The organism is Pseudomonas sp. TMP9 (assembly GCF_037943105.1).
Taxonomy (GTDB): Bacteria; Pseudomonadota; Gammaproteobacteria; order Pseudomonadales; family Pseudomonadaceae; genus Aquipseudomonas.
Genome location: NZ_CP149803.1, coordinates 344,045 through 364,020, shown reverse-complemented (window position 1 = coordinate 364,020; position 19,976 = coordinate 344,045). Strand labels below are relative to the sequence as shown.

17 protein-coding genes are annotated in these 19,976 nt (G+C 57.6%); 5 read left to right on the top strand and 12 right to left on the bottom strand.

Features of this window, described 5'->3' with window-relative positions:
* Positions 1–3 precede the first annotated feature (3 nt).
* The 3 genes from WF513_RS01740 (at position 4) to WF513_RS01730 (ending at position 3,306) form a co-directional block, all read left to right on the top strand.
* A complete protein-coding gene (locus tag WF513_RS01740) occupies positions 4–399 on the top strand; it encodes a phosphate ABC transporter substrate-binding protein (RefSeq protein WP_339081039.1) in 396 nt (131 codons plus the stop codon).
* 274 nt (positions 400–673) lie between these two features.
* Positions 674–2,605: a putative nucleotidyltransferase substrate binding domain-containing protein gene (locus WF513_RS01735; protein ID WP_339081038.1), complete on the top strand. Its 1,932-nt coding sequence runs from the start codon at positions 674–676 to the stop codon at positions 2,603–2,605.
* A complete protein-coding gene (locus WF513_RS01730; protein WP_339081037.1) occupies positions 2,602–3,306 on the top strand; it encodes a 3'-5' exonuclease in 705 nt (234 codons plus the stop codon). The genes WF513_RS01735 and WF513_RS01730 overlap by 4 nt, the downstream gene beginning before the upstream one ends.
* Positions 3,307–3,464: 158 nt before the next feature.
* On the opposite strand, the gene yegQ is transcribed toward WF513_RS01730, so the two are convergent.
* The 12 genes from yegQ to WF513_RS01670 all read right to left on the bottom strand — a co-directional run bounded on the left by yegQ (position 3,465) and on the right by WF513_RS01670 (position 16,798).
* Entirely contained in the window at positions 3,465–4,775 is a 1,311-nt protein-coding gene (gene yegQ, locus WF513_RS01725; RefSeq protein ID WP_339081036.1) for a tRNA 5-hydroxyuridine modification protein YegQ, read from the bottom strand.
* Between the two features lie 164 nt (positions 4,776–4,939).
* Positions 4,940–5,446 carry a hypothetical protein gene (locus WF513_RS01720; protein ID WP_339081035.1) on the bottom strand — a complete coding sequence of 169 codons (507 nt, stop codon included), beginning with the start codon at positions 5,444–5,446 and terminating at the stop codon, positions 4,940–4,942.
* A gap of 160 nt (positions 5,447–5,606) precedes the next feature.
* Positions 5,607–7,376: a sodium:solute symporter family protein gene (locus WF513_RS01715; protein WP_339081034.1), complete on the bottom strand. Its 1,770-nt coding sequence runs from the start codon at positions 7,374–7,376 to the stop codon at positions 5,607–5,609.
* A gap of 3 nt (positions 7,377–7,379) precedes the next feature.
* On the bottom strand, positions 7,380–7,640 hold the full coding sequence (locus tag WF513_RS01710) for a DUF4212 domain-containing protein (RefSeq protein WP_339081033.1): 261 nt from the start codon (positions 7,638–7,640) through the stop codon (positions 7,380–7,382).
* A 469-nt stretch (positions 7,641–8,109) separates the two neighbouring features.
* Positions 8,110–8,415 (bottom strand): hypothetical protein, encoded by a 306-nt coding sequence (locus tag WF513_RS01705; RefSeq protein ID WP_339081032.1) that lies wholly within the window; start codon positions 8,413–8,415, stop codon positions 8,110–8,112.
* A gap of 46 nt (positions 8,416–8,461) precedes the next feature.
* Positions 8,462–9,811, bottom strand: coding sequence for a cell envelope integrity protein CreD (gene creD / locus WF513_RS01700; protein WP_339081031.1), 1,350 nt, complete (start codon positions 9,809–9,811; stop codon positions 8,462–8,464).
* A gap of 204 nt (positions 9,812–10,015) precedes the next feature.
* Positions 10,016–10,162: a DUF3096 domain-containing protein gene (locus tag WF513_RS01695; RefSeq protein ID WP_339081030.1), complete on the bottom strand. Its 147-nt coding sequence runs from the start codon at positions 10,160–10,162 to the stop codon at positions 10,016–10,018.
* Positions 10,163–10,327: 165 nt separating this feature from the next.
* Positions 10,328–10,762, bottom strand: a complete 435-nt coding sequence (locus WF513_RS01690) for a CBS domain-containing protein (RefSeq protein ID WP_339081029.1) — start codon at positions 10,760–10,762, stop codon at positions 10,328–10,330.
* 145 nt (positions 10,763–10,907) lie between these two features.
* A complete protein-coding gene (gene creC / locus WF513_RS01685; protein WP_339081028.1) occupies positions 10,908–12,341 on the bottom strand; it encodes a two-component system sensor histidine kinase CreC in 1,434 nt (477 codons plus the stop codon).
* Entirely contained in the window at positions 12,341–13,027 is a 687-nt protein-coding gene (creB, locus tag WF513_RS01680; RefSeq protein WP_339081027.1) for a two-component system response regulator CreB, read from the bottom strand. Before creB ends, creC begins: the two co-directional genes overlap by 1 nt.
* Positions 13,028–13,376: 349 nt before the next feature.
* Positions 13,377–15,407, bottom strand: a complete 2,031-nt coding sequence (locus WF513_RS01675) for a methyl-accepting chemotaxis protein (RefSeq protein ID WP_339081026.1) — start codon at positions 15,405–15,407, stop codon at positions 13,377–13,379.
* A gap of 170 nt (positions 15,408–15,577) precedes the next feature.
* The gene (locus WF513_RS01670; RefSeq protein WP_339081025.1) at positions 15,578–16,798 is read right to left on the bottom strand and encodes an HD-GYP domain-containing protein; all 1,221 of its coding nucleotides are present in this window, start codon (positions 16,796–16,798) and stop codon (positions 15,578–15,580) included.
* A gap of 1,074 nt (positions 16,799–17,872) precedes the next feature.
* On the opposite strand from WF513_RS01670, the gene proV reads away from it, so the two are divergent.
* Both proV and WF513_RS01660 read left to right on the top strand, forming a co-directional pair.
* The gene (proV, locus tag WF513_RS01665) at positions 17,873–19,078 is read left to right on the top strand and encodes a glycine betaine/L-proline ABC transporter ATP-binding protein ProV (RefSeq protein WP_339081024.1); all 1,206 of its coding nucleotides are present in this window, start codon (positions 17,873–17,875) and stop codon (positions 19,076–19,078) included.
* Positions 19,071–19,952, top strand: coding sequence for a proline/glycine betaine ABC transporter permease (locus WF513_RS01660; RefSeq protein WP_339081023.1), 882 nt, complete (start codon positions 19,071–19,073; stop codon positions 19,950–19,952). Before proV ends, WF513_RS01660 begins: the two co-directional genes overlap by 8 nt.
* Positions 19,953–19,976 lie beyond the last annotated feature (24 nt).

Genomic DNA, 19,976 nt, shown 5'->3' with positions numbered 1-19,976 from the left:
TTTATGAAAAAATTGCTTAGCGCTCTCGCACTGCTCAGTTGCACCACTCTGGCGCACGCTGAAGTAGCCGTTATCGTCAATGCGGGTGCCAGCGCGGCACCCAGCCAAGCTGATGTGGCCAATATTTTTCTGGGAAAAGATAAATCCCTAAAAGGTGTTGATCAGGCTGGTTGGAATCCGACTAAGGATAAGTTCTACAGCGCGGTCACCAGCAAAAGCGAATCACAGCTCAAGTCCTACTGGTCCGGGTTGGTGTTCACCGGTAAAGGCCAGCCTCTGCCAAGCGTCGCGGGCGATGCTGACGTTGTGGCTAAGGTTGCGGCTGAAGCAGACGCCATTGGCTATGTTGATGCAGCTGCGGTGAACAGTTCGGTGAAGGTGCTGTTTACCTTGCCGTAAGCATTACCGCTGGACGCACCTTATTCCGTTGCCGTCAGGCAGCGAGTGATAAGGCTGTAGATAAAAACCCTCGGTGCAATTGCCACCGAGGGTTTTTTATTTTGGCCACTGTAGCGAGCGCCCCAGCGCAAACTTAATTCGCCGCGCCCCATAGCCGCCGTGCGTAACCAGGCATGCGGGCTGCTCGGGCAGCACCATGTTCTAGACTTACGTCCAATGGCCAGCGCGGCAGCACCAGCTGACCATGAAAACCTAGACAATCCTGAGGCCGCCCATGAGCAAAGCTGACGCTTTTACCCAGGCAGGCAAGACGGCCGTGCTGCAGAACATCCACGGCACCATGGCATTTCTGCAAAAATTCCCGCCGTTCAACCAGATGGAGTCGGCCCACCTAGCGTACTTGGTGGAGAACTGCCAACTGCGTTTCTATGCTGCAGGCGAAACCATCATCAAACCTGATGATGGCCCGGTTGAGCAGTTCTTTATCGTCAAACAGGGCCGTGTCCACGGTGAGCGCCCGCACTCGGCGCGCAAAGGTACGGAAACCACCTTTGAAATCACCACGGGGGAATGCTTTCCCCTCGCCGCCCTGATCGGCGAGCGCGCAACCCGCACCGAGCATTTAGCCGGCGAAGACACCTTCTGTCTGCTGCTAAACAAGCCCGCCTTTATCAAGCTGTTTGCCCTGTCTAACCCACTGCGAGACTTTGCTTTGCGTGGGGTCAGCAGCCTGCTCGACCAAGTCAACCAGCAAGTGCAAATGCGCGCGGTGGAAACGTTGGGCGCGCAGTACTCGCTGGACACCCGCCTCGGCGAGCTGGCCATGCGCACGCCCATTAGCTGCGCCCCGGCAATGCCGCTGCGTGATGCGGTCAAGCTGATGCATGAGCAGCAGGTCGGCAGCATTGTGATCATCGACCCAGCACACAAACCCTTGGGCATTTTTACCCTGCGTGATTTGCGCCGGGTGGTCGCCGACGGCAGCATGCTGGAACAGCCCATTGCCAGTTTGATGACCCCGGAGCCCTTTTACCTGCCACCCGACGCCAGTGCCTTTGATGCGGCGATGGCCATGACCGAGCGCCATATCGCCCACGTCTGTTTGGTGCAACACGAACAGCTCTGCGGCGTTATTTCCGAGCGCGACCTGTTCAGCTTGCAGCGAGTGGACTTGGTGCATCTGGCGCGGACAATTCGCCATGCGGGGCGAGTGGAAACCCTAGCAGCGCTGCGCAGCGATGTCTGCCAGCTGGTGGACAATATGCTCGCCCACGGCGCCAGCTCCACGCAGATCACTCAGCTGATCACCTTGCTTAACGATCACACCGTGTGCCGGGTCATCGAGCTGACGCTGGAGGACATGGGCGATCCGGGCGCTCCATTCACTTGGCTGGTATTCGGCAGTGAAGGCCGCAGCGAGCAAACCCTGCACACCGATCAGGATAACGGCATTCTCTTCGAGGCTGCTGATGCTGCCGAGGCCGCTGAGATTCGCGGCCGGCTCTTGCCGCTGGCCCATGAAATCAACCTGCGCTTAGCGCAGTGCGGCTTCACCCTGTGCAAGGGCAACATCATGGCCGGTAACCCCGAGCTGTGTTTATCGCGGCAGGAGTGGCGCACGCGCTTCGACAGCTTTGTGCAGGCCGCGACCCCAGAAAACTTGCTGGCTTCAAGTATTTACTTCGATCTGCGCAGCGTCTGGGGCGACCCGCAGGGCTGCGAACAGCTGCGCCAAGGTCTGCTTAAGCAAGTCGCGAGCAACAGCTTATTTCAGCGCATGATGGCTGAAAATGCCCTGCGTCAGCGCCCACCCGTTGGGCTGTTCCGCGACTTCGTGGTGGCCCGCAAAGGCGCTGAAAAAGACACCTTGGACCTCAAAGTGCAGGGCCTGACGCCCTTTGTCGATGGTGCACGCTTACTGGCACTGGTGCATGGCGTGAGCACTTGCAACACCCTTGAGCGCCTGCGCGCGCTGATCGACCAAGGCGTCATCGAGGCGCAGGATGGCGCCGCCTATGAAGAGGCTTACCACTACATTCAACAGGCACGCATGCAGCAACACCAACTGCAGGCACGCAATAACCAGCCGTACTCCAACCGGGTTGACCCCGATAATCTTAATCATTTGGATCGACGCATCCTGCGTGAGTCTTTCCGCCAGGCGCAGCGGCTGCAAAGCAGCCTGGCCGTGAGGTATCAGTTATGAGTAAGTTCGCTTGGTTTACGGGCCGCAGCCCAGCGCTGACCGAAGCGCAACTGCAGCGCCGGCAAAACCTAGCGCCAGCCGCCCCATTAGATGAGCGCTCGTTGCAGCAACAGCGCTTCGTCGTATTGGATCTGGAAACCAGCGGCCTGCATATGCGCCGCGATTTAGTGTTGTCGATTGGCGCAGTGGTCATCGAAAACGCGGCCATCGACCTTAGCCAGCAATTCGAATGCACCCTGCAACGCGAGGGGCATCAAGCCAGCGCCAGCACCCTGATCCACGGCATTGCACCTAGCGAGATCGCCAAGGGCGATGAGCCTGCCGAAGCATTGTTGGCCTTTATGCAGTTTGTCGGTGACAGCCCGCTGTTGGCCTTCCATGCCGAGTTCGACCAACGCATGCTCGCGCGCGCGCTCAAGCAAAGCCTGGGCTATCGCTTGCAACATGCGTTTGTTGATGTCGCGGAAATCGCTCCGCTGCTATGCCCTAATGCCAGCGTGGGCAACGCCGGTCTGGACGGCTGGACGCAGCATTTCGGCCTCCAGGTGCAGCAACGTCATCACGCCAGCGCCGACGCACTGGTTACCGCTGAACTGGCGCTGATCCTGTTTAGCAAAGCACGTCAGCAAGGCCTCGACAGCCTGCCCCGGCTGTTGCAGCAGCTCAACAGCCGGCGCCGTCAGCGCGCGCATTCAATGTAGGCTTCAAGCCTCAATACCCTAAAGGGCGGATATACCGACGTATTGTCCGCCATTGCGCAGGCACAGAATGTAGGGTGGATGACGCTCTTTTCATCCACCACGGGGTAGGCCAGCAATCCTGGTGGATGAATAAAGCGTTATCCAGCCTACGCAAAACCCTATAAATCGCGCATCAACAAGCCATAGCCCACCTGCACATCCGGCGGCACGGGCAGGTACAGTACGTGGCCGTCACCGGGGGCGACGGACATCGCCTGGCCGTTACGGTTTTCTAATTGCTCTAGGGTGAAACGCAGGTTTCCCTGAGGGGTCATCAGCTCCAGCCCATCGCCAATAGCAAAGCGATTTTTCACCTTCACCTCTGCCAGCTCACCGCGCCGCTCACCCGTCAGCTCGCCGACAAACTGCTGTTGATCTGAGTGTGAACTGCCGCGCTCGTAGTTCTGATACTCATCATGCACATGGCGGCGCAAAAAGCCTTCGGTGTAACCGCGATGGGCCAAGGATTCCAGGGTGCTCATCAGGCGCTTGTCGAACGGTTTGCCGGCGATGGCATCATCAATGGCCTTGCGGTACACCTGAGCAGTACGCGCCACGTAGTAGTGGGATTTGGTGCGGCCCTCAATTTTCAGCGAGTGCACACCCATCTGCACCAGGCGCTCGACATGCTGCACCGCGCGCAGGTCCTTGGAGTTCATGATGTAAGTGCCGTGCTCATCTTCAAAGGCAGGCATGGGCTCGTCCGGGCGCGTGGCATCCTGCAGCAAAAATACCTGCTCGGTAGGCGCACCGACACCCAAGGTGGGCTCGACGATGCGTACGATATCGCCCTGCTCGTTCTGCGCGCCCTGCTCGGCGGTGTACTCCCAGCGACAGGCATTGGTGCAACTGCCCTGATTGGGGTCGCGCTTGTTGATGTAGCCCGACAACAAGCAACGTCCGGAATAGGCCATGCACAGGGCGCCGTGGACAAACACCTCCAGCTGCATGCCCGGCACTTCACTGCGGATTTCGCCGATTTCCTCCAGCGACAGCTCGCGTGACAGGATGACCCGGCTCAGTCCCTGCTGCTGCCAGAATTTCACGCTGGCCCAGTTCACCGCATTGGCCTGCACAGAAAGGTGAATCGGCATCTGCGGGAAATGTTCACGCACCAGCATGATCAAGCCCGGGTCGGACATGATCAGCGCATCCGGCCCCATTTCGATCACCGGCGCCAAGTCCTTGAGAAAGGTCTTCAGTTTGGCGTTATGCGGGGCGATATTGACCACCACATAGAACTGCTTGCCTTGGGCATGCGCCTCGGCAATACCTAAGGCCAGGTGGGCGTGATCAAACTCATTGTTACGCACCCGCAAGCTATAGCGCGGCTGCCCGGCATACACCGCATCCGCACCGTAAGCGAAGGCATAACGCATATTTTTAAGGGTGCCGGCTGGAGACAACAGCTCAGGGTAAGGAGAGTGCATGGCCATAAACCGCGGGCTCGAGAAACCAAGGGGCCGCGATTTTAGGACGATGTTAAAGCCACGGCCTTGACCTGCGTCAGGGCGACACCTCGGTGCCAACTACCGTTAGGCACTGAGGGCTTTACAGATAAACCGAGCGCCCTAATCGGCGCTCAATTAAGCGCTCAGGAGCAGGCGTGTTGGTAGAGCAAACCATCACGATCGATGCGTTTCATTTTTTCCAGCAGTGGTTTTTTCTGCGCATCAAGCGGCAGCAGTTCTGCGGTCGTGCAATTGAGCACGTGCGGTTGATGACTGACGCGATCAACGTGCTGTTTCTCAAAGCGATACAGGGTAAAGGCCACCACGCTGTTACCTGCAGCCTCTTCACGCATCAGGCTTTTGCTGTCGAGCACAGTGAAGGCGGTAGTCATCGGCCAGAAAAACGTCCACGGCCGCCAAAACACTTCGCCGGTCTCACTGGCTACTAGCACCGACTCAGCCGGCTGGCGTTGCAGTTGATGCTCGAACCAGGAGTACTCGTAGTAAATCTGGTAAGCCAGCATGCCCAAACCGCCGAACGCGGGGATGATCCACTTCGGTAAGCGATTGCGCGTCAGCTTGCGCAGCAGCATGGCGATACCCGCTGCTCCCAGCCCCGAAATCACGATGGCAAGTAGTGTCCACAGCATTAACTGACTCCCGAAATAAAAAAATGTCTGGAACAGTTTTAACGCTGCCCAGCGACGGCCCGAAGGGTGGGCGCCATGGATGACCGCAAATAAAACGGGCCTCCCAAGGAGGCCCGCTAGTAAGACCCTGACCCAATCACTGAGTCAGGCCGGATTATGCTTAGTGACTGATAGCGCCGCCAGCACCTTTTGGTGTCCGCACGCTTTCCACCAAGTCTTGAATTTCTTGGGGTGGCGCAGCGGTAGCCAGAGACACGCCGTAGGCGACTGCAAAGTTGATCACCGCACCGACCGTGCCGATGGACAGCGGCGAGATGCCGAACAGCCAGTTATCCGGAGTGTTGGCGAAGGTCGCCGTGCCCGGAATAAAGAACCAACCCAAGTACAGGAATATGTAGATCACGGTGAACACCAGACCGACCAGCATGCCGGCAATGGCCCCCTTGTCATTTACCCGCTTGGAGAAGATGCCCATCATCAACGCCGGGAACAACGTAGCCGCCGCGATACCGAAGGCCAATGCCACCACCTGGGCGGCAAAGCCTGGCGGATTAAGCCCAAGCCATGTGGCCAACAGGATCGCCACCGCCATGGAAATTCGCGCAGCGCGCATTTCCCCCTTCTCACTGATTTTCGGATTGATCATATTCTTGATCAGGTCATGACTAATCGCCGACGAGATCGCCAGCAACAAACCTGCCGCCGTCGACAGAGCCGCGGCGATGGCACCCGCTGCAATCAGACCAATAACCCAGCTCGGCAAGTTGGCAATCTCTGGGTTAGCCAGAACCAAAATGTCGTTGTTAACCACCAACTCGTTGCCCTTCCAGCCACGTGCTTCAGCGGTTGCAGTAAAGGCTGGAGCCGCATCGTTGTATAGCTGGATAAGACCGTCGCTGTTCTTATCTTCCCACTGGATCAAACCGGTGGTTTCCCACGTTTTCACCCACTCCGGACGCTCTGCATACGCCAAGGCTGGAGCCTCAGCACCCTGCGGGTAAACAGTCGTCAGCAGGTTCAGACGCGCCATCGATGCCACAGCAGGCGCCGTGAGATAGAGCAAGGCGATGAAGATCAGCGTCCAACCGGCAGACCAACGAGCATCAGCCACTTTCGGTACAGTGAAGAAGCGAATAATGACGTGCGGCAGACCGGCCGTACCAATCATCAGCGACAGGGTGAACAGCACCATATTCAGCTTGCTGCTGATATCACCGGTGTAAGAGGTGAAGCCCAATTCCATAACCACTTCATTGAGCTTCTGCAGCAGTGGCATACCTGACTCCGTATGCTCACTGAACATGCCGAACATCGGAATCGGATTGCCGGTCAGTTGCAAGGAGATGAAAACCGCCGGAATCGTGTAGGCGATGATCAACACCACGTACTGAGCAACCTGGGTGTAGGTGATGCCCTTCATGCCGCCGAACACCGCGTAGCAGAACACCACGCCAGCCGCGATCCAGATGCCAGTGGAGTTACTCACTTCAAGGAAGCGCGAGAACGCCACGCCAGCACCGGCCATCTGACCGATCACGTAAGTGACGCAGATGATGATCAGGCAGACCACAGCAGCTAGACGTGCACCGTTGCTGTAGAAGCGATCACCGATGAAATCTGGCACGGTGAACTTACCGAACTTACGCAAGTAAGGCGCCAGCAGCATGGCCAGCAGCACATAGCCACCGGTCCAGCCCATCAGGAACGTTGAGTTGGCATAACCACCCGCGGCGATCAGGCCGGCCATGGAAATAAACGAAGCGGCCGACATCCAGTCAGCCGCAGTGGCCATGCCATTGGTGATGGGGTGAACACCGCCACCAGCGACATAGAATTCTTTGGTTGAGCCGGCACGGGCCCAGATGGCGATGCCGAAATAGAGCGCAAAGGAGGCACCCACAAACAGCATATTGATTACAAACTGGCTCATGGGTTATTCCTCGACACCGAATTGTTTATCGAGTTTGTTCATCTTCCAGGCATAGAAGAAGATGATCACGATAAAGGTGATGATCGAACCTTGCTGGGCAAACCAGAAACCAAGGTCGGTACCCCCGACAGCAATACCTGCCAGCATGGGTCGAAGAAGGATGGCAAAGCCGTAAGACACCAGCGCCCAGACAACCAGGCTCCAGGTGATCAGCCGAACATTCGCCTTCCAGTACGCTGCAGCGTTATCTTTCTCAGAAGTCATAAACTTCTCCGGTTATTGTTATTTTCGTACGGGCTCAAGCTAGCAGCAGGTCACTACACGCCGACAGCTAGACATTGGTATTAGCTGGCTTACGTGGTTTTGCAAGACCGCTCCAGGCCTTAGCCGGCAAGCATGCCGCGCCGCCTCGTTGGCTTTTCTGTTCAAGCACCCCACCATGGTCTAAGGTCCGCGCCACTGCAGGCGGGCAGAACTTCGCACACACCCCCGAAGATAATGACTGCCTACAAAAGCTTTTGCTGCGAATGGCCTTGTGTGGGCAGGCGCTTGAGCTCAGCGCAGCCCCCGCCAAAAAATCCCCGTTAAGTCACCCGGTCCGGAGGGTTTTCAGCGGCTGCCAACGGGCTATAGGCAGGGCGCAAGGGCTGGCTTGACCGAGCAAACAGCTGGGCAATCTGCTGGGCTAATACACGCCCTGCGCTCATCTCTTCACGCAAACCAATGTGCCCGCTCATCGTCCATACCACAGGCGAAAGAAACCGGCGGCCAGCAGTAGGCCGATCTGCCCAAGCGCGGTACATAAGCTAAGAAAGGATTGCAGCGCATGGTTGTGTACGGCGTTGCTCAAGCCAGTGAGGCCATTCCAGAAAGGCTCAGGCACTACCAACAGACTTAATTGCGCGAGCGGCTGACCGCTCAGCTGCAGGCCTTTAATAAGATCGAACTGGCCGCCGAACATCAGGCCCAGTAGCAACAACAAGGCGACGACCAGACCCAAGACGAAACACGCGGAAAACTGCATAAATAAACGCACCATGATTATCTCTCTAAGACGGACGCCGCCTAAGCGGCACCCGGATTGATCAAAGGCTATTGGCCGCGCTGGCTTTACCCACGCCGTACCAGTCGAGTTTGCGCGTTAGCACCATCACCCCGGCGAGCACGCCAAACACCAGCGCCGAGCCCATCAGCAGGGCGTAATCCTCGGCCCCGAGCAAACCGAACAACATGCCGTAGAGCAACGCCAGCAACGTGGCGAAGCCTGCGCCGCGAATGGCGCTGTGCAGTACATGACTGACGTAGAAACCGATTAGCAATACGCAAACCGTCGCCGCAATGCCGTAGGCCAAGGCAAAGCTCAGATGCTCGGAGAGCGACAGCAACAGCAGGTAAAACAGCGCCAGCGACATACCCACTAATGCGTATTGCACGGGGTGCACGGCCATACGCTTGAGCACCTCAAAGAGAAAGAACACGGCGAAGGTCAGGCCGATAAATAGCAGCGCGTATTTGATGGCCCGCTCGGTTTTTAGGTACTGATCCACCGGGTCGACAAAGCTCACGCCAAAATTGCGTGCGGTCAGTGCATTGCAGCTGTCACCCCGCACACAATCGGTCAGTGCCTCTTCCAGGTTGGTGGCGAAGAAACTGGTCTGCCACTGCGCCTTAAAACCTTGCGCCGACACGTCACGGCTGCTGGGCAGGTACTCACCAATAAAGCTTGGGTGCGGCCAGCTGGAGGTCAGCTCAACGCGGCTGTCGCGGCCCACCGGGGTGATGCTCAACTGCTCAGTGCCTTGCAGCTTGAGGTCGAAGGCAAATTCCAGCGGTTGCCCGCCCTGGCTGTTTAGCGCGGGTAATGGCGCATGCACGCCGGCACCGAAACGCTCCTCGGCGCTGCCGGGTGCAAAGCTCAGGTTCATACCGTTGAAGCGCAACTGCAGGTCATTACTGATGCCACGAATATCGCTGATGCCGACTGAAAGGAAGGGCTGATCAAATTGATACAGCCCCAGCTCATCGCCCAACCCCAGACGCACCGGCAGCTTGAAGGCACCACTGATTTGATTGTCGCTGCGGTACAGCAGTGCCTTGTAGATGCCGCGTGCACGCTCCTCGGTGGCGACGTGGCCATTGAGCACAAAGCGCTCCGGCAGGAAGTACAGGCGACCACGACTCTTCTGCTCTTCCAGGTAACGCTCGCCGGTCTTAGGGTGGGTTTTCCACTGGTTCCAGACCTTGGTGTAGGGCATCACCAGAATTGGCCCGGTGAGTTGCTGGCGGTAACTGGAGCTGCGCGCGATATCCTGCAACACCTCGGCGCGCTGATATTGCCGCTCACTGACCAGGCCGCCGATCATCGACAGCGGAATTAACAACAGCAGAATCAGCAAGGCAATCGCGCCCAGCTTAAAGCCCAGAATGCGGTTCATGGTGCAACTCTCCGATACGGTTTAGGTAGGCAGAGTCTGGGCGGCAGGTGTGGGGGCTTTATGCAGGGCGTGTGGAGAGTCTGTGGAGAATCAGGCAATCAACCGCATGTGAGCGCTGTGCCGCTGAGCAAAACTGCTGCTTAGGTGATTGCGCTCGCGTTGCTAAACTCTGCAGCGCCGGATTGCCCGACGCTGCATGCGCGGTTAGATACGCAGGGTACCCGTGCCGAATATGCCGACCAAGCCCACCACAATCAGATAAATCGCCACGATGTAATTGAGTAGACGCGGCACTGCCAAAATCAGAATACCGGCGATCAGCGAAAGCAGCGGGGTAAGGGCAAGGGTCATGGTCGTCACCTGTGGATTATGGAGTCGCCAGTATGCGCGCCACGCTCAGGCCACAGAGAATTATCCACCCACCGAGTTTTAAGGCCTAAAGCAACCGGACACGACCCCCTGCAAAACCTCACCCCATGCTACTGGCGTCTAAGTTAAGCAGTCGCTACAACGCGACTATTCGCCGCGAATGTATTGTTCCAGTTGCTGGATCAAACTGGCTTGATCAGCGATGGTGTGTTTGACCAAGTCGCCGATCGACAGCAGGCCTATCAGCTGACCTTCGGCCAACACCGGCAAATGGCGCAGGTGGCGGTCAGTCATCAGCTGCATGCAGTACCGCGAGGTGTCGCTGGGGCCGACGGTCAAGACATCTGCTGTCATAATTTCGCTGATGCTAATGTCAGACGCGGAGCGCTCCAGCAGCACCACCTTTCGCGCGTAGTCACGCTCACTAACGATCCCAGCCAGGCGGCCCTTATCCAACACCACCAGCGCACCGATGCCCTTTTCGGCCATTAGCTTGATTGCCTCAAGCACCGTGGTAGTCGGTTCAACGCTATACACGGCGGCCTGTGGCTTGGTGCGGAGAATCTCGGCAACTGATTTCATGCAGCAGCTCCTGCTCGGTTTCTTATTAGGTGATGAGGATAGTGCGCGGGACACGCATTGCCAGCCAACCGGCTGGCTTGATCAGAGCACTTGCGCGAATTCAGTGCAACCCTTGCAACCCAGCAAGGTCGGTGCCAACAGCACGTTAGCGGGCCACGAACAGCGGCAAACACACGCACGCCTCGACCCCGCCCTCGACATTGATAATGTGCAATGCACCACCATGCAGCTGCATCACTTCTTCAACAAAATTAAGCCCCAAACCCGTGCTTTTACGACCACTGCCGGGCCGCGGCAGCGAATAGAAACGCTCGCTTAGCCGGGCCAAGGCGTAATCAGGGATCGACTCAGCCTGGTTAAACACGCGCAACTCAATGTGCCCATCTAGGCGTTCGGCACTAAAGCGAATCAGGCCGCCATAGGGGGTGAAGTCCAAGGCATTATCGAGCAGATTGGCCACGGCCTGGCGCAGCAGAAACGCTTCACCGCAGGCACTCAATCCAGACGCGATGTGGTTTTCAATCTTTATATGTGCCGCTTCGATGCGCGCCATCTGGGCGTGTAATAAGGCGTCGACTAAAACACCCAGCGGCACCGCCACGTGCTCCTCTAAACCTTGGCGCTGCTCAACCTGAGCTAAGTGCAGCAGGCGCTCGATCAGCTGCTGCATACGCGCACTTTCCTGATCAATATTGGCGACGAAGCGCTGGCGCTGCGCAGCCGGCATTTCACGCTCCAGTAACTCCGCCGCGCCACGAATCGCCGCCAGCGGGCTTTTCAGCTCATGGGTCAGGGTGTGCACGTAGCGCTCGACATAGGCTTTGCCTTCAAGCTCAGTGCGCATGTGCTCGATGGCCTCAGCCAGTTGCGCCAGCTCACCACCGCGCACGCTCGGCAACTCGGCGCGCTGCCCGGCACTGACTGCCTGGGCATAACGGGTGAGCGTGCGCAGCGCAGCACTTAGCCACCAAGACAACAGCGCACCAATGAGCAAACCGAGCACAATCAGCCCGCCGCCAAGCCAGGCCAGACGCTGCTCGGAGCGCTCGATATAAGGCTGCAAGGTGCGGTTGGGCTTAGCCACCGAGACCACACCGATAATCCGCGCGCCGTCCATGATCGGCGCGGCCACATACATCACTGAGGAATCGGGGTCGCTGAGGTCTTCTTTGGTTGAGCGCGCGCCGTACTCACCGCGCAGGGTGCGTAACACATCGTTCCAACGTGAATAGTCCTGGCCGACCGCCGTGCCCGTGGAATCTAGAAGGACGATGCCCTTGGCGTCTGTGACATAGATGCGGTGGTTAACTTGGGTTTTTTCCACGCCCCAGATCTGCGCGTGCGGCTTGCGCTGGCCATAGGCGCGTAACAATTCAGGCAAACGGCTTTGCTGTAGCTGGCCGGCCTTGACTTCATCACGCAGGATTTCTGCCAGCAGGTTGGCGGTGTCCACCAAGGTTTCCTCAGTGGACTGGCGCACGCCGGGACGGATTTCATCCATCACGGTGCTCAGGACAAACCAGCCGGCCAGGCCAACGAAGAGGAAATACACCAGAAAGATACGAATCCCGAGCGGCATCAGGCGTGCCTCGGTGAGTAGCTGTAACCGAGGCCGCGATGGGTCTGAATGGGCTCGGCCGCGCTGCTGACTTGCCGCAATTTAGCCCGAAGGCTTTTGATATGGCTGTCGATGCTGCGCTCATAGCCGGCATCTGCAGCGACGCCAAGACCATCAAGCAACTGCTCACGCGAGAACACACGTTCGGGCTGCGCCAGCAGGCTTTGCAATAAGCGGAACTCATGGCGAGTCAGGCTCAGCAACTGGCCGTGATAGTGAATTTGCACGCGCTCGCTATCCACCTGGAACGGACCTTGACTGGGCGGCGCAGCAGGCCCTTCGCGCGGCGTCATGCGCTTGAGGATGGCCTTGACCCGCGCTGCCACCTCGCGCGGGCTAAAGGGCTTGACCACGTAATCGTCAGCGCCGATTTCCAGGCCCACCACACGATCGATTTCCTCACTGCGCGCGGTGAGGAAAATCACCGGCACATCAGAGAAACGCCGCAGGCGCTTGCACGCTTCAAAGCCACTGATATCTGGCAGGCCAACATCGAGAATCAACAAATCGGCAGGGTTACGCTGCTGCTCAGCCAGCGCTTGCTCAGCCAAACTTAGCCATGTGGTGGTGAAACCCTCACTTTGCAGGGCGAAAATCAGGGTGTCGGCGATGGCAGCTTCGTCTTCGACAATCAGAATGTGCGGCATGGGCGTCCTGCTCTGGGCAACTCGGCGAGGAGCCTGCGGCAGGCCGCTGCCAGCGTCAAGGGCAAGCCGAAAGGCCGAATGCACAGCCTCTTGTAGCCCGGATGGAATCCGGGAATGGTGGCTGGGGCAGATATCCCCGGATTGCATCCGGGCTAGGGGCTAAAAGGTTGTGCGGATGTGAATGTGCCGTAACCCACCGCAGCGGAGCGCAAAGCTATCATACCGGTGAGTTACGCGGCGCTCGGCCTCGGCGGCTACGCCCAAGCACAGTGCTTTGCGCCGTTAACCCACCCTACCTAGCTACTTTTAAAGCAGCAGGGTCGATGCGCAGTAAATCGTAGACAGCCGCTCAATCCAGCTTAAAGCGTGCGGTATTTTGCTCCAGCACCTGGCTGCCCTGACGCAGCTGTTCAGCGGCGTTACTCACCGCCTGCGCACCTTCGAGTAGGGCACTGGCGGCCTGATCAACCTGCTGGATATTGCCGCTGACTTCATCGGCCGTAGCGGCCTGTTGCTCGGCAGCAGTGGCGATCTGCGCCAGCCGATCCGTGACTAATTGCACGGACTCAACAATGGCACTTAGGTCATCACCCATGGCCAATACACTGCCGACATCGCCCTCGGCCTGACGCACGGCATCCTCCATCTGCGTGACCGACTGGCCGACCACGCGGTGCAGGTTGGCCACCGTTTCGGCAATTTCCGCGGTGGAGTTTTGTGTGCGTTGCGACAATGAACGCACCTCATCTGCAACCACCGCAAAGCCGCGGCCTTGGTCGCCTGCTCGGGCCGCTTCGATGGCGGCATTCAGCGCCAGCAAGTTGGTCTGTTCGGCAATGCCCTTGATCACATCCACCACGCGGGTGATTTGCTCAGTCTGGGTACGCAATTGCTGCAAGGTCGAAGCGCTGTCGCCCAGGCGAGTGCTGAGCAGGCGCATACTTTCACTGGTGCGGGCGCTGCGCTGGTTGCTTTGCTTTGCAATGTCCCGGGTTTGGTTAGCCTCCACGGCTGCCTGCTCGCAGCTCTGCGCCACACTTTGCGCAGTGGCTGCCATTTGCGTTGCGGCGGCAGCAATCTGGCTCATTTGTGCCTGCTGTTGCTCAACCGACAGCAAAGCATTGCGTGCCTCACCGGTAAGCACCTGCACGGTACCGGCCAATTGCTGGCTCTGTTGATTGACCCCCTGCATAGAGCCGCGCAGCTGATCGACCGCCACATTAAGCGCCGTGGCGATACTGGCCAAATCATCAGCGCCATACACGTCCATCCGCACGCGCAGGTCGCCATCACGCAGGCCTTCGGCAGCCTGGATGATCCCAGCGGTGCCACGGCGGATTGAGGCATTCAGACAGAACAAAACATACAGCGCCAGCAGCGTCAGTAGGCTGAATACCCCGATCGTATTGATCATGCCGCTCATAGCCGTCTGGCGATACTCTCCGAGGCTCACGCCAAACTGCCGGTACAAAGCCGCCTGTAAATTCTGCAACTGGCCCTGCAGGGTATCAATGCGTTGCACGAACTGCTGCGGGGTCAAGGTCATCGGGCTGGCCTCGAACATGTCGCGATCAATCCCAGCCAAAAAGGCGTCATAGCCCTCCAGCGCGTCAACATAGGGTTGCTGCAATTGGCGCATGGCCTCAGGCGCTTCTTGGCTGAGGGTTGATTGCGCCTTGAGCAACTGACTGCGCGACTCATCCAGGCTGCGGCGCAAATCACGGATCAGCACCCGGCTCTGCAAAGTGAAGTGCTGCGACACCACTGCGCCATAACCTTGACTGGCAAAGCTGCCTAACTGATTCAGCAAGCGCGGTAAGGTGTAGGTCAGCTGCTCCATCATTAGGTACGTATCGAGGTGCGGGTCGAGAATCAAGCCGCTGTCGGTGGCCACTTGCTCACGTAGGACGAGCAAGCCAAGCAGATTCTTTTGGTAACGCTCGAGTGCATCAGGCAACGCCAACTTGCCCAGCGCATCCGCACTCAGTTCAACCTGCCCGGCGTTAAGACCTTGCCAATGCTGGCGCGCTTGATCGCTAAATAGCGCGGATTTAAGCCGCGACTCCAGCGCCTGCAAGGCACTGCCAAGGCTCGCGGCATCAGCGCGCAGTTCGGCTTCAGCGGCTTTATCGGTGCCCTTCCAGCGTGACAGTAACGTGCGCTGCTCAATCAACGTCTGCTGCACACCTGTCATGCCCTCTAGGGCATTAATCCCCTCCAACTCATGGTCGATAAACGTGAGTTGATCCAGGTAATTACTGCTGATGACCCAGGCCGAAAAACTCAGCGGCAAGGCAAATAGCACAAACACCAACTGAAACTTGCGGGCAAAGCTGAAACGCTCCAGCAGCCTCACACCCGGCTTAAGTACACCCGCCATATACACCTCAATCTATGAAACCCAGCAACTTCAGCGCTGCGCCAGAACAAAACTTATAGCGAGAGCTAGCAATAAACACGCCTGAGCGACGCTTGCAATGAATGATGAGCATAGATGGGGATGCGCTGCCTGACCGAGGAGTCCCTGAGCCCGCCCTAATCAGCTAGGGCTTAAAGACCTGTCCAGAGTTCGTCGACATTGCGAAAGCCCCACTCTTCCGCGGACTCACGGCCAACGATTTTGTCTCGCCCGACCAGCTTGCTCAGGTCGAGAATTTCCTGTGGGATTTGAGTCTTCGATTTGGCCGAAAAGAATATTTTGACCTTGGGTGCGAGCAAGGACTTAGCCTGTTGCTCCATCACCACGCCAATGCGTCCGCTTTCCAGACGCACTAGGGAACCTGTCGGGTAAATACCCACGGTTTTGATAAAGGCCTGAAACACCAACGGATCGAAATGGCCCTTCCATTCGGCCATTTTGCGGATCGACTCCGCGGGGTCCCAGCCTTTTTTGTAAGGCCGATCAGAGGTGATCGCGTCATACACATCGCACACGGCGCCCATGCGCGCATAGAGGCTGATTTGCTCGCCGGCGAGGCGATGCGGATAGCCACTGCCGTCCATTTTCTCGTGGTGGTGCAGGCACACATCCAGCACCAGCGCACTGACCTGCTTACTCTCAATCAGCATGCGTGAGCCCGCTTCAGGGTGGTCGCGCACCGTGGCAAACTCACTGTCAGTCAACTTGCCAGGCTTATTGAGCACAACATCGGGAATCGCCATTTTGCCAATGTCGTGCAGCAACCCGGCCAGCCCGGCTTCGCGCACTTGGCTGTCGTTAAGGCCGAGGTTACGCGCCAAGGCAATCATCAGTGCGCACACGGCCACTGAGTGCATATAGGTGTATTCGTCAGCGTTTTTCAGGCGGGCCAAGCTGATCAGGGCATTGGGGTGGCGCATAACCGAATCAGAAATGGCTTCAACCAACTCGCCCGCCTGCTCAAAGTGCAGCGCTTGGCCCATGCGCGCATCGCCGAACATGCTGATAACGGCCTCTTTGGAGCGTGCACAGAGCTTGGCGGCACGCTGCAACTCGCTTTCCATGGAGACAGCTAGATTAATCGGCGGGCTTTGCACCGCAGCCAATAAGGTTGACTCAGCCTCTGCCGCGATCGCCTCCGTGCTGACGCTGGCAACTCCAGCCTCAACATCCAAGCCCTTGCTGGTATCGATCCACAGCTCGGTGATGCTGCTGGATGTGATGCGCTGTAAGTCCTTCTCGGTTTTCAGCAGGAACTTGGACTTCCAAAACGGGTGATCCATCCACGCACCACAGAATTCGTGGATGAACATGCCAATACGCAGGTTGGTTACAGCAATGCACTTGAGCATAAACGGCACTCGCTTAAAGACAAAAACACCATCAATGAAGCCAGTTTAGATGAACAGCGGCGTACGTTTTTGCCGCATTGATGAAATATCGGCCGATTGCCAGCGTGCTCCGGTTTGGACGCCACATTTAAGCAGCCTCTTTTTAGCCCATGCGCTGAGCAAGGCATTGACCTCAAACGCTCACTTAACCTCGGCCATTTGCCCTTGTTCTATGCATTCAGCCAGGCCGATATGGCGCGCGCAACGACCTCAATTACAGTGCAAAAAAGACGTCGCAATGCCCAATGACAACCACTCGAAAATCAGCACAATCGGCTCAAAAATAGCCGTGAACCAACACGCCAGCTTACCCACAATTCGCAGCCGAGCAGCTGTCCTTTTTCGGCGAATGTCTGGTGTTTTCTTCCCGCGACTGATTACTCTATTTTCTTTTTTAGACTGAACAGTCAATCAATAAAAACCCTGAAAAAATCATCTGTTCAAAAAAAATTACACATTTTTACGAATGCCGCGTAACCCCCTCGCTACCTTACCTGCGACCTTTTTAAACACTGCAAACCACGGCCGCCGTGGCTTGCAGCCTGACCCAAGACGGCGAAACATCTGTTATGGTTTTTAAAGGCAGTCGCTAGGCCGCCCCATTTCAGCCTAATCATCCAACTGATTTTCGCTGCTAATCCATAACGATTTGCCGGTGATGATGATGACCCGCTGAACCTGCTCACCATGGCGAGCACGACCTAGCCGACGCTCACACTCCAACACAGCTTTTAACAGATGTGTTTGCCCGAATGATCGGGCGGCTTCACCCGCAGAGGTTTTGGATCACGGTTTGCAATACGGCAAAGAACGGTTTACTCACCAGCATTCTCGCGTTTCGCCCACGGTCATTGCGTACCTGGAGCGAGGCCGTCTCTGTGCCCGACGCCACTTGCGTCACCCCGCCGCGATATCCGCCCCTGCCTACACCCACTCAAGCCTGCCACGCCCGCCTTTATCAGCGCGCGCTGTTCGTCATTGCCTCGGCATTTGCCCAGCGCATAGAAGCAGGCCCCTTGAAGGGACACACACTGCATGCCATCAGGAAAAATAGTTGTCGAAAACCTCTACAAAGTTTTCGGTGATCACCCACAAGACGCCATCGACCTGCTGAAACAAGGTTGGGACAAAGAACGCATCCTCGCGGAAAAGGGTGCCGTCATCGGCGTCAGTGACGTGTCATTCAGCGTTGCAGAAGGCGAAATTTTCGTGCTGATGGGCCTTTCCGGCTCGGGCAAGTCGACTTTGATTCGCTTGATCAACCGCTTGGTTGAGCCCAGCGCCGGTGACGTTTTCATCGACGGCCAGAACGTGGCGAAGATGCAACAAGCGGAGCTGGTTGAATTGCGCCGCCGCGACATGAGCATGGTCTTTCAATCATTCGCACTGATGCCTTCGCTGAGCGTGCTCGATAACGCCGCCTTCGGCCTGGAAGTCGCCGGCGTACCGCGCAAAGAGCGCGCCGAGAAAGCCATGGAGGTGCTCACCCAAGTGGGCCTGGACACCTTTGCCGATATGTACCCGCATGAGCTGTCCGGCGGCATGCAGCAACGCGTCGGCCTGGCCCGCGCATTAGCGGTAGACCCCTCAATGATGATCATGGACGAAGCCTTTTCAGCCCTCGACCCATTGATGCGCCGCGAGATGCAAGACCTGTTGCTGGACCTGCAAAAAGAGCATCGGCGCACCATCATCTTCGTCTCTCACGATATTGAGGAGGCCATGCGCATTGGTACCCGCATCGGCATCATGGAAGGCGGCAAGCTGGTGCAAGTCGGCACCCCGCAAGAGCTGGTGGACAACCCCGCCAGCGACTACGTGCGCAATTTCTTCGACACCGTCGACACCAGCCGTTACCTCACCGCCAGCCAGTTGATGACCGACACCGTGCCGCTGTATGGGCACAACGGTGAAACGCCGGATGCCGCACAGATCTGCCAAGACCTGCAGGACCAAGACCAGCATTACGCCTTTATCGTCAATGAAAACAATGAGTTCCAAGGCTCCATCAGCCTGGGAAAAATCGCCTTGATGGTCAACGGCTACGCGGTACAACCGCTTGAAAACGATGCCCTGCAACAGATCGAACCACTGTCCCATGACATGTCACTGGAGCAGATCATCGAACGCGTAGTAGACACCGACGGCCCGGTGCCGGTGGTGGACGAGGACGGCCAATACAGCGGTTCTATCAGCAAGGGCAACCTGCTGAGCCGCCTGCAGGGAGAATCCAATGAGTGAGAAAATAATCGACCTAGGCACCTGGGTTAACGACGGCGTGGAATACTTGCTGGATAACTACAGCGGCGCCTTTGACAACGTTGGCAGTGTGGTCAATGGCTTCTCCGAGGGGCTGGAAAACCTGCTGATGTGGCCGCCTGCGTGGCTGCTGATTGCCATGATCGTCGGCCTTGGCTTGTGGCGCATTGGCGTTAAATTCGCAGTATTTACCGGCATTTCTTTTGCACTGATCGTGATGACCGGTTTCTGGGAGCAGACCGTGGTGACCCTCGGCCTGACCTTCTCCGCCACTCTGATTAGCTTGTTGATCGGCATCCCGCTGGGCATCTGGGCCGCCAGCAGCGAGCGGGTGGCCACCACCATTCGGCCGATTCTGGATTTTATGCAGACCATGCCGGCGTTCGTCTACCTGATCCCGGCGGCCATGTTATTCGGCCTTGGGCGGGTGCCCGGCATTATCGCCACGGTGATCTTCGCCATGCCGCCGGCGGTGCGCCTGACCAACTTGGGCATCCGCCAAGTGAATAAAGAAATCGTCGAAGCTGGCCAGTCGTTCGGCTGCACGGGGCGTCAGCTGCTGTTCAAAGTGCAGCTGCCCAACGCCATGCCGTCGATCATGGCCGGGGTTAACCAGACCATCATGATGGCCCTGTCGATGGTCATCATCGCCTCGATGGTCGGTGCCGGTGGCTTGGGCAACGAGGTGCTGGCCAGTATTCAGCGCCTGGATATCGGTCTGGGCTTTGAAAGCGGCATGGCTGTGGTGCTGCTGGCCATCATCCTCGACCGCATCACCGAAAGCTTCGGCACCCCGCAACGGGCTAATCGTCCCGGCGTGCTTGCTTGGCTCAACGCCAAGTTGCAACGCTCATAAGCCCCCTATTTTTTGCTCAAGGAG